The organism is Niveispirillum sp. (genome assembly GCF_017996735.1).
GTDB lineage: Bacteria > Pseudomonadota > Alphaproteobacteria > Azospirillales > Azospirillaceae > Niveispirillum.
On the sequence record NZ_JAGOGJ010000046.1, the window covers coordinates 1 to 11465 of the forward strand.

Below are 11465 nucleotides of genomic sequence, written 5' to 3' on the forward strand. Positions count from 1 at the left end.
CGAAATAGACGTCGTAATCCGTGCCGGCGGTCAGGCCGGTGATGGCGCTGAAGCTGCTGTCGAAGCTGCCCGTGGTGGCGGACGAGTTGCCGGACTTCAGCGCCGTGGCGCCCGTGGAATCCTGGCCTGCCTTCACCTGCGACGCAGAGGGGGCGCCGGCATTGTTGGCGACGACGACATAATAGACGGTGCCGGCCTCATCAATGCTGGCCGATGGCGTGAAGCCGCTGCTGGTGGCGCTGCCGACCGAGGGGGCGACGTCGAAGGTGGGGGGCGTGGTGTCGCCGCCGCCGACGACATTCAAAGTCGCTACAGCGCTGCTGGAGGTGGCGTCGTCGGTGGCCTGCAAGGTGACCGTGCGGGCCCCGGTTGAAATGGTGGTGGCCGTGTTCTTGTACTGGATATTGCGCAGCACGGTCTGGAAAGCAGCATCAGTGGCGCCGCCTTCCAGGGTCAGGCTGGACGTGCCGTTACCCGAAACACGGATTCCGGCCGTGTGCGCGCTCAGCAGGTCCGCATCGGACAGGAAAAGCTCCTCGTTGCCCGTGTTCAGGATACCGCTCAGCGTGGCGGTCACCTTCCAGACACGGCCTTCGCCGTCCGTCACCGTGGCCGCACTGCTGCTGCCCGTTACCAGAACGCCCGAACCGAAACCGGTCGTTGCCGGGTTGGTGTAATCGACCCCCGACGTGCCACCATTCAGGTCGACCGACGGTGCCGTGCCATTGGTCCAGCTTTCATAAGCGCCGATATCGACGCCGCCATTGCGGACACGCAGCAAGCCGCGCACATCCAGATCACCGATGACGTAGAAGGCGTCACCCTGGTTCAGCGCATTGGAGGCCGTGGAGGCCAGACGATAATCCCCACCTGCGGAATTGACGAAATTCACAGACGAATTCGTCGTGATGCTGTTGATGGTGCTTATTGTTCCTGTTGCATTTGCAGATATATTGTCAGTGATGATTGAATTTCGCACCACATATGAGGACGACGTCGAGTACCCGTCGCTCAGAAGAACGCCATTGCTGTTTCCGGCGACGGTCGAGTTATTAATGGACAGCTTTAAATTCGCAGCAGCGGCGCCGATGAACGAATTTATTGCGGGCGTGGTTGATGAGCCGTTGGTGTAGAACGCAGAATTGTTAATAGATACAGAAGCCGCAGTCGTATTGCTGTTGCCGACATCAAAGTAAACACCTGCTGCCGTCCCGGTGCCGCCGTCGCCGGCATTTCCAAAGAACGTCCCATTATCGACCTGGAAGGACAGTTTCGCGCCCGCCCGGGCGGCTTGTCCCATGACTGGGCCGAAATAGACGAAGGTGCCCGCCTGGCTGTTGCTGACTGTCACATTCCTGATGGAACCGGACGCATTCGAATTATCCGCGCCGACCCCGACATAGACCGCACTGGCACTATTGCCGGACTGGTCGCTGAAGTTTGTCAGGATACCATTCTGAAGGGCAAATCTGGATTCAACGCCAATAAAGAAGAAACCTGCCTTGGAACCGCCATCGACGGTAAAGCCATTCAGATCTACCAACAAACTTTTGGTCAGGCTTATCAGTGTGGCGTCGCTTCCGGGGTCTCCGGTGAGATCCCCGCTCAACGTGACATTGGTTGCCAGCTTGATGGTGTCGGCATCGTTGGTTTGCTCCGCCCAGTAGAGGGCCTCGCGCAGGCTGAGGCCGCCGCCATCATTTATGTCCGTGGTCAGATCGGCCCCCACCGTATCGGTGTCGGTCCCAACCGTGACGGTCAGCGTGCTGGCGCTGGCCATCACATTGACAGTATTGGCAATGTTGAGCGAGGCGGTATTGTTGCTGCCGCCATTGTCGCTGATGCCGGTCAGCGTCACGGTGCGGGTGCCGGCAGTGACGCTGGCATCGCTGTTGAAATACTGGATGCCATCGATGAGGCCCGCCATCTGGTCGTCGCTGGCGGTTATGCCGCTCAGCGTGACGGTGGCGGTGGAGCCGCTCATGGAGACGGCATAGTTGCCGACACCGCTGATGCTGCCGCTGGTGCCGTTGGTCAGGGCGATCCTGGTCCCGGCCACCACCAGATACTCAGTCGTGTCGGCGACATTGGTGACGGTCAGGGTAGCGCCGGCAAAGGTCTGACCAACATCGTTGGTCGCGGCCGTCACCCCGGAGAACAGGTCGACACCACCGGATTCACCTTGGATGAATCCCGTCGGGACATGCGTGGCTGACAGCGTTGGGGTCGTGCCGGACGCACCTGCACTGGTGCTGGCATCCACCTTGACCGGCGTGGTCATCAGGTTGGTGGCGCTGTCCTCTGCCACGAAATAGACGTCGTAATCCGTGCCGGCGGTCAGGCCGGTGATGGCGCTGAAGCTGCTGTCGAAGCTGCCCGTGGTGGCGGACGAGTTGCCGGACTTCAGCGCCGTGGCGCCCGTGGAATCCTGGCCGGCCTTCACCTGTGCCGCCGTGGGGGCGCCGGCATTGTTGGCGACGACGACATAATAGACGGTGCCGGCCTCATCCAGGCTGGCCGATGGTGTGAAGCCACTGCTGGTGGCGCTGCCGACCGATGGGGCGACGTCGAAGGTGGGAGGTGTGGTGTCCCCGGACGAGGCAGAGACGGTCACGGAGGAAGCGGCGACACTGGAACTGGTGTCGTCCGTTGCGGAGACAGTCACCGTGCGAATGCCTGCCGTGGGGGATGCGGCCGTGTTCTTGTACGCGATCAGCCCCAGAATGGTCTGGTAGCTGACAAGCGAGCTGCCGCCGGTCAGGGTTAAGGTCGCACTGTTATTGCCGGTAACGCCGATGCCAAGGGTGCGGGCGGTCTGCACCTGCGCGTCGGTGAGGAACAGGACCTCGGACGTTGAGTCGGCCAAGCCACCGCTGATCGTGGCAACCATCGAGGTGATACGGGTGTCCGCGTCCAACTGACCAACAGACGGCGCGGGCGCGATTGCACCGCCGGTTGACGGCACACTAATGGTCACCGACGCATTGACGCCGCTGGTTCCGGTGTCAAGATCAACCGTGGGCGCGTTGCCAGCGCCCCAGACGACCTCATAGGCACCCAGATCGACTTTGGTGCCGCGGATACGTTCCAGCCCGCGGATGTCGCCATTGCTGGAATAATAGGCCGCGTCGCTATCATCGCCTGCGTCAATAAAATCTGTGGCACCATCAGCCGGTCGGTAATCCGCAGTACTACCAGTTGTCGCATTCACGAACTTCGCGGTGGTTCCATTGGTCGCGCCGATGAAGTTCTCACCCAAACTCGTAAGAGTAGCCGCCCCGGTTGCCTTTGCAACACCGTTGATGCTTACAGAGTCTGAGGCGCTATCTCTTTTATAGGAGATGCCATCCGCATTCGTAACGCTGGCAGAGCTGCCATTCTTGAGGGTGTTATTCGCTATAATCGAATTATGGATACTAACGTCGGCCGACCCGTAAACGTTCGAAGATACGTTCGCAGCTATGCCGATGGCGAGACCTGAATTAATGGTGAAAGTTGCATGTGTATTGTTGGCGTAGTTGTCAGCGATGGTCAATCCATTTCCGGTAAAGGTAATTGGCCTTCCAGATCCGACCAACTGAATAAGGCCGATGTTTGTCTGATCTTGATTCGGGTTGTAATTGATGGTGTTATTTACAATAATCACATTCTCAAAATTATGCGTACCACCCTGTATGCGGAATGGCGCCAGCCAGGCTGTGGGGCTTGTTGTAGAGCTGACATTGTCGCGGACAATCGTATTGGAGATATTGGATCCGCTGCCTCTGATGAGGCTTATCTGGCCCATATTATCGTGGAACACTGAATTCGAAATCGTAAGCGTTCCTGCCGTGGCAGTGATGACACCGGTCGTGGCAACCGCCCCGCCATAGAACCGCTCGAAATTCAAGCTGTTCAGTGTCAGATCCGCACCGGCCGTGAAGGCGGCCACATCGGTGGATGTGGTTGTGTTGCTGTTGTCCTTATCACCGCTGAGCGTGATATCGGCAATACCATCGCCGTCCACATCACCATCAATGATCAGCGCCTGTGAGGCACTGACAGCCATGGCCGACGAAAATTTAATCGTCGAGCCCTTCAGGACGCTGGAGAAGGTAATCTTATCCAGCCCGGCGGTGTTATTGGCCCAATAGAGAGCCTCCCGCAAACTGAGGCCGCCGCCATCGGTGATATCTGCCGACAGGCTGGCGCCGTTGGTGGCGTCGTCACCACTGTCAAGGCTGGTTGTGACCACCAAGGCTGCGTTGGCCGACACAGTCACCGTGGCGGCCAAGCCAGGGCTGGCGGTGTTATTGCTGGCGCCACTGTCGGTAATGCCGGCAAGGGTGACCGTGCGTGTACCAGTGGTAACGCTGGCATCGCTGTTCTTGTACGTCATGCCATCGACAAGCACCGCCATCTGGGCATTGCTGAGGGCCATGCCAGACAAGGTAAGGGTGGCTGTGCCGCCGCTGACGCTCACAGAATAGCTACCGACATTCGCAATGGTACCGCTGGCGCCATTGGTCAGCGCCACATCAGTCCCGCCAATGGTCAGATATTCGGTTATATCGGCAACATTGCTGACCGTGATGCTGGCACCCGCAAAGCTCTGCCCGGTGTCCTCTGTGCTTGCGACAACATTCCGGAAAAGGTCTACGCTGACCGTACTACCCTGGTTCACGAAGCCGGTGCCGGCCGTGGCCGTCAGGGTGGGAGAGGTGTCTGCGGCGCCAAGAAGCTGTGAGTAGCCTCTCTGTGCAACAGCTTCGATAACATCTCCGCTGTTAATAATGCCCGCCGATGCTTCCAATTCCCAGTCGCCACCCAGCCGCGTTGCCCCCGTCGCATCGTCCGACGCTGCCACGTCCGCGCCCGTACGCGCCGCCATCACAGAAATGAAACCTTTGCCTTCGCCGGACGCGACTGAGCAACCATACAGCAGCAGATCGCCGTCAGCCGTCAGTGCGGCGCCCAGTGCCGACAGATCGGCACTTCGCGCACCGGCTGTGGCGGTGTCGAGTGTCAGAGCGCCGAGTTGCACCTGACCTTCCGCCCCATGGCTCAGCACATGGATAGCGTCATACCCGCTTTTACCCTCAGCCCATTCTGCCATCTGGGCCAAACCGTCCTTGCTGCCATCCAGCAGGACAATTTCCACCCCTTCCTTCACGCCATCGCGCAGGGTCTGCCAATCGGTGACGGAGGTGTCGATGAAGGCCACCTCACGACGGGCAGGTTCTGCCGCGCTTGCCGCCGGTGTGGGCGAGACGTCGGTCAGGCTTGCCAGAAGACTTGTCACCGCGGGGTCATCAACGGTGTGATCGGGCAAGGGCTTTGTCGCTGCTTCCTGTACGACATCGGCCGCCGTGGCTACCGCCGCCGCATCGAACATCATGCGCGGTTCAAGGGCAATACTGTTGGCCACGCGCTTTGAACGACGGGGGGAGGGGGTCTTGGTCTTACCGCCGTTACCCTTGTTGGTGGCCATCAGAAAATCTCCTCAGGAAGCGACATGAACCGGCCGGGCCGGATCGGTGTTGAATTGCAGGTCAGGATTGCAGTTTTGGCGGCGCGGCCAGTTCAATGGCGCGCCGCCGATACTCTTCAGAAAGGTGGGCCGAATGGGGCATGGCCGTCGGCGAATACATTCAACAGCTTTCCGCGACAAACCAAGTATGGGGTCGTCCAGCCGTTAATATGGTTAGGGTGATATTCCAACTGAACCATTTTTCCCTCGACTGGACCCCAATTCGCCGGGAGTATAAAAAATCAATAGCTGGAAAAAAAGAGATATATGCATGTAGAGTGAGGATTTTGCATTAATGTGGCGTTAATATGACCGGTTAAGCAAACATGTTAATATGGAATTACTGTAAAAAATCTTAAAATAAAGATCCCCACAAGGGACGCTTCAGGTTCCTTGTGGGGATTTTCATGATTTCAGTGGATTGATGCAGATGGTGTATTGTTTCATCTGGATAAGTAATTTAACGAAAGTCATTTAAATAGTAATGTTACTTCTTTTGTAGTGCGAAAGTCATATATGACGCATCCAGTCTTTATATGCAACTTAAACAAATAGATCGCTGAAAAATTCAGATAATATGGATAAATTTAAGACCAATAAAGATGATGTGTAATCAAGTACGAGATAGGTCATGATGATTTGGAAAAAAATGCTTTTTGCGACTTTGAGTTTCCTCCTTGTGCTGGGTCCCGTCTGAAACCCGTGATAACCCACCGCCCTTTTTATGCTGGTCAGACGTTACACGTATCTTGTGATCCACGGAAAGCCTGTATGTGTAACAGCATTTTAATAAAATGCTGTATAATGTTAACCTTTACGTGGCCTGTTTGCCTGTGGCAGCGTGAAGACGGGTCGGGGACATGGGTATCCGGGGCGATGTCCAATGGATGATTGGTCAAGGCTGTTGGCAGTCGCGCGCCGTATGGCGAATCTCACGCAGGAGGATTTTGCATCTGACCTGGGTGTTGGACGTGCAACCCTTGCCCATTGGGAAAATGGCCGCCGGCCGGTGCCCGCCAAGGTGAAGCGGTGGATCCTGGATTTTATGGGCGGATATTACCGCGACAGGGCCGATTTCAAGAATATGCTGGCCGTGGCGGAGGCGTCCGATGGTTTCGTCACGCTGTATCGCCCGGGACTTATCATTCAGGGGGCCACGTCCTATGCACGGCGCACCTGGAAACAGGCCATGAACACCGAAATGGTGGGGCAGCAGGTACTGCCCTTGATGCGCCGGGACATGAAGTTCCTGGAGTTTTACGAAAAATACTACAGGACCATGCTGAGTGGCCAGAGTGAGGTCGTCTCAGTCTCCTATGTTGATGAATCTCTTCTGTTTCCCGGCCGCTTGGTGAAGGCGTCTGTCACTGCGGTGGACGTCGGGGAGGGGCGTATCCTGCGTATGGAGAATGCCTATCTGCCCGACCTTCCGGGGCGTGCGCCGCCGGATCAGGGTGTGAACATCATCACCATGGACGATGTCGGATACAATTGACCCCTATGGCAGGGTTTAAGGACCGATCGCCGCGGGATATTTGACCGTCAGGTCCCTTCGCGCATCTGATACAGGCTGGGCGGCACGCCGAAGGTGCGATGGAACATGGCGGTGAAGGCGCTGGGGCTGTCATAGCCGACATCGAAGGCGACCAAGGTCACGGGCCGCCCGCTGGCCAGCAGGGACAGCGCCTCCATCAACCGCACCTGCTGGCGCCATACGGCGACCCCCATGCCGGTTTCCTGCTTGAACTGTCGGGTGAAGGTGCGTCGGCTCATGCTGGCAAGCCGGGCCCAGTCGTCCAGATCGCGGTTGTCCGCCGGATCGGCCAGGATGGCGCGGCAAACGCGCAGCAGCCGGTCATCCGCCGGCATCCGCACCTCATACGGCGCGTTGGGCATGCGTTCGATCTCGTCCAGCAACAGCGAGACGATGCGGCCTTCCCGACCCTCCAGATCGTAATCGGGCGGAAAACCGGCGGTTTCCAGGATCAGCGCCCGCAGGAAGTCCGACACCTCGATCACACGGCACCCGCCCGGCTGCCGGTCGCGCGCCGGGTCGATATAAAGGGTACGCAACGACACAGGCCCCCGGCATGATACCTCATGCGGGGTGCCGGCCGGCAGCCAGAGTGCGCGTTGCGGCGGCAGCACAAAGGAGGTGCGGTCCGTCACCACCGACATCACCCCGGCCGAGGCGTAGAGAAGCTGCGTGTGCTGATGGCTGTGGAAGGGATCAACGAAGCCGGCGGGATATTCATCCTGCAGCGCGATGACGGGCCGCTGGGTGACCAGATAGTCGGCGCTGCGTTTCATCGAAAATCCCCCGTCCATGGCCCGGATGCGTCAGTAGAATGTGGATCGTGGCACACGGGTCAAGATTGTCTGTCAGGAACGGCCCGCGCGCGGCAGTGATTGGCCCGGTGCGGCAAGCAGAGCTGCCATCCGCTCCCGTAGCATTCCGGGCATGACGACAGCCGGGAGTTTGGTTCGTGAGTGAAGTGATCAAGGCCGCCGACGATCTGGACCCCGATATCCGTCGCTTCCACCATGCCATCAATAGCGGCTATGCAGCATATCCGCCCCATCCCGGCCAGACCCTGGCCGACCGCCGGCAGGTGGCGGAAATCGTGCGGGCGCCCTGGACCCAAGGCGGACCGGTCATGGCCCGGACGCGGGACCTGTATCTGGGCGATCGCGGCGTGCATGTGCGTATCCATGAGCCGGTTGCGGACGGAGACCTGCCGGTCATGCTTTACATCCATGGCGGCGGCTGGATGCTGTTCAGTCTGGATACGCATGACCGGGTAATGCGTGAATATGCTGCCCGGGCCGGCGTGGCGGTGGTGGGTGTCGATTACAGCCTGTCGCCCGAAGCGAAGTTTCCCACGGCGCTGGAGGAGATTGTCGCGGTCGTGGACGCCATCCGTGCCGGGCAGGCTGACCCCGGCCTTGATCCCACCCGCATGGCCATCGGCGGCGACAGCGCCGGGGCCAATATGGCTGTTGCCGCCAATCTGCTGCTGAAGGGGCAGGGCAAGCCCGTGCTGGATGCCATGGTCCTGAATTATGGCGCCTTTGACCATGCCGTCACCGCATCGCATGAACGCTACGGTTCCGACGGTTACATGCTGAACAGCGCCGAAATGGTGGTGTTCTGGGATGCCTATCTGCGCGGGGCGGAGGATTATGGCAACCCGCTGGCCGTGCCGCTTCGTGCCGACCTGTCCGGGCTGCCGCCCGCCTTCCTGTGCATCGCCGCCTGCGACATCCTGACGGATGGCAATCTGGTCATGGCGGCATCCCTGCGTGCCGCCGGGGTGCCGGTCAGCGCCAACCTTTATGAAGGCGCCAGCCACAGTTTCCTGGAGGCGGTGTCCATCTCCCCGCTGGCCGACCGCGCCTTCACCGAGGCCGCGGCGTGGCTGAACCACACCCTTGCCCGTCGCTGATGCGTTGCACCATTTGTGGGTGTATTTTTCCGCTGCACCAGAAAAATGTTGAATGCTATCAAGTCATTGATCGGTTTGGTGGCATGCGGGGTTATGTGTTGCACCGCAATCGCCCGGCCTGGACACGCCAAACTCGTCCTATTGGCCCGATCGCGAGAGTAAATGACCTACCCGGGTGTGCCGGGCCTTCGCGAAGGGCATAGGCTGAAACCTGAAGAAAGGCCGGGATACGGCCCCGACCACGAACAGAACAGGGACCTCGACATGACAAAGACCCGTTGGTACCGCACCTTCATTCTGTCCTGCGCCGCCACCCTGGCGCCCCTGTCGGCAATGGCGCAGGAGGCAGCGCCGGCCGATAGAGGCATCCTGCTGGAAGAAATCATCGTCACCGCCACCAAGCGGCAGCAGAGCGCCCGCGACGTTTCCGGCTCCGTTTCCGCCGTGTCCGGCAAGCAGTTGGAAGCCATCGGCGCACAGAGCTTCGCCGACTATATCCAGCGCACGCCAGGCGTGGTGTTCAATGAATTCCAGCCCGGCACCTCCCACGTCGTGATCCGTGGCGTGGCCACCAATTCCGGTAATGTGCAGGGCCAGGGCACCACGGGTTATTACATCAACGAGGTGCCGCTGACCGAACCCGGCTGGACCATCGTCATCCCCGATATCGACGCGTTTGACGTGGACCGGGTGGAGGTGATGCGCGGGCCGCAGGGGTCGCTGTTCGGCTCCGCCTCCATGGGTGGTGCCGTCAACTATATCGCCAACAAGGCCGATGCGTCCAAGGAGGATGCGGCCCTGGAAACCACCTTGTCGCGCACCCGCAATGCCGATATCGGCTGGACCGGCAAGGCCATGCTGAACATGCCGCTGGTGGAGGATAAGCTGGCGGTACGTGCGGTCGGCAGCTTCCGCCGCGACCCCGGCTATCTCGACAACGCGGGCACGGGGGTGAAGGGGTCCAGCAACATCGATGTCGGCGGTGGTCGCCTGTCGGTGGTCTGGACGCCGGACGATCTGACCGAACTGTCCTGGCTCAGCCTGTATCAGAAGACGGCGGCGGATGACGCGCCTTATCGCAACCCCACCTATGGCAGCTTCGGCCGCTCCAGCGCCCTGCCGGAAACCAACGATACGGACGTTGAAATCCACAGCCTGCGCCTGGATCGCGATCTGGGCTTCGCGACCCTGACGGCGCTTGGCGCGTATCAGAAGAAGAGCCAGGGCTTCGTCTTCGACTTCACCCCCTATCGTGCCGCCTATAATGCCGATCTGGGCCTGAACATCACCAACCCGCTTTATGTGCGGTCCGGTGGTGACAGCGACGGCAAGAGTGCGGAACTGCGTCTGGCGTCGAACGGCGGTGGTGCCTTCGAATGGCTGCTGGGCGGCATGTATTTCGAAAGCGACAAGTATCTGTATGAACAGTTGGGTGCCAATGGGGCCGCCGCCGCCTTCGACGCCTCGCCGAATTACGGCCCCGGCAAGGGGGCGATCATTGCCCCCGATGGCCACATCTTCAACGCCTTCTACACCGACCTGAAGGGGGAGGAGAGCGCCCTGTTCGGCGAGGCTTCCTACTACCTGACGCCAGAGATCAAGTTTACGGCAGGTGGCCGCCTGTTCAAGACGGAGGTGACCAGCACCTCCACCACCGTCGGCTTCTCGACATATCCCGGCAATCCGCTGGTGGAACGCACCCAGACCAAGGAAGACGGCTTCTCCCCGAAATTCTCCCTGACCTACAAGCCCAGCGACACGCTGATGGTCTATGGTCTTTATTCCGAAGGTTTCCGCTTCGGCACGCCCAACGGGTCCGGCCTGTCGGCCTTTCCCATCCCCAGCGGGTCGAAGAGCGACAGCCTGAAGAATTACGAGGCGGGGCTGCGCGCCACCCTGGCCGATGGTCAATTGCTGCTGGACGCCACGGCCTTCTATGTCGATTGGACCGATATCCAGTTGCGCCTGCTGACGCCCGACAATTTCAACTATGCTTCCAACGGGGCGGCGGCCTCCATCAAGGGGCTGGAAATGTCGGCCACCTGGCAGGCGACGGCCAACCTGGATATCCAGAGCAGCGTCACCTATATGAAGGCGCGGCTGGATGAGGATCTGTTCATCCTCTGGTACGGCACGGCGCCGAAGGGGGCGCGTCTGGCCGGCTCGTCCGACTGGTCGATCGCCAACACCGCCATCTACACGTTTGATGCCCAGTACGACCCCACCGTCACCTTTGCCCACCGTTACCTGTCAAAGGGGATCAGCGACATGAATTCCGCCGTCCCCGGCATCGCGGTCAACGGACAGGGCGGGTACAATCTGTTCGACCTGCGTGTTGGTGCGACCTTTGGCACGACGACGGCCACCGTCTTTGCCAACAACATCACCGACAAGCGTGGTGTCACCCGTACCGTGCCGGAGGCCAACGGCCTGAGCCAGGGTCTGGTGCGGCCGCGCACCTACGGTGTAACGCTGCACTGGTCGATGTAAGGGGGGGCTGTATGGGGAGC

5 protein-coding genes are annotated in these 11465 nt (G+C 59.8%); 3 read left to right on the forward strand and 2 right to left on the reverse strand.

What is annotated here, in order from left to right; all coding sequences use genetic code 11:
• A partial coding sequence (locus tag KBA48_RS15640) for a DUF4347 domain-containing protein (RefSeq protein WP_292907987.1) occupies positions 1-5470 on the reverse strand: 5470 nt, incomplete at its 3' end.
• A 922-nt stretch (positions 5471-6392) separates the two neighbouring features.
• On the opposite strand from KBA48_RS15640, the gene KBA48_RS15645 reads away from it, so the two are divergent.
• Positions 6393-7004 carry a helix-turn-helix transcriptional regulator gene (locus KBA48_RS15645; protein WP_292907989.1) on the forward strand — a complete coding sequence of 204 codons (612 nt, stop codon included), beginning with the start codon at positions 6393-6395 and terminating at the stop codon, positions 7002-7004.
• 47 nt (positions 7005-7051) lie between these two features.
• Here the strand turns inward: KBA48_RS15645 and KBA48_RS15650 are convergent, their stop codons facing one another.
• Positions 7052-7819, reverse strand: a complete 768-nt coding sequence (locus KBA48_RS15650; RefSeq protein ID WP_292907991.1) for a helix-turn-helix domain-containing protein — start codon at positions 7817-7819, stop codon at positions 7052-7054.
• Positions 7820-7995: 176 nt separating this feature from the next.
• Between KBA48_RS15650 and KBA48_RS15655 the strand changes: the two genes are divergently transcribed.
• Positions 7996-8955, forward strand: coding sequence for an alpha/beta hydrolase (locus tag KBA48_RS15655; RefSeq protein WP_292907993.1), 960 nt, complete (start codon positions 7996-7998; stop codon positions 8953-8955).
• Between the two features lie 264 nt (positions 8956-9219).
• The gene (locus KBA48_RS15660; RefSeq protein ID WP_292907995.1) at positions 9220-11445 is read left to right on the forward strand and encodes a TonB-dependent receptor; all 2226 of its coding nucleotides are present in this window, start codon (positions 9220-9222) and stop codon (positions 11443-11445) included.
• Positions 11446-11465: the final 20 nt, after the last annotated feature.

What these genes read in the sequence shown, in the direction of transcription:
- KBA48_RS15645 (WP_292907989.1), top strand. Translation starts at nt 6,393, where the DNA reads ATGGATGATTGGTCAAGGCTGTTGGCAGTCGCGCGCCGTATGGCGAAT.
- KBA48_RS15660 (WP_292907995.1), top strand. Translation starts at nt 9,220, where the DNA reads ATGACAAAGACCCGTTGGTACCGCACCTTCATTCTGTCCTGCGCCGCC.
- KBA48_RS15650 (WP_292907991.1), bottom strand. Translation starts at nt 7,819, where the DNA reads ATGAAACGCAGCGCCGACTATCTGGTCACCCAGCGGCCCGTCATCGCG.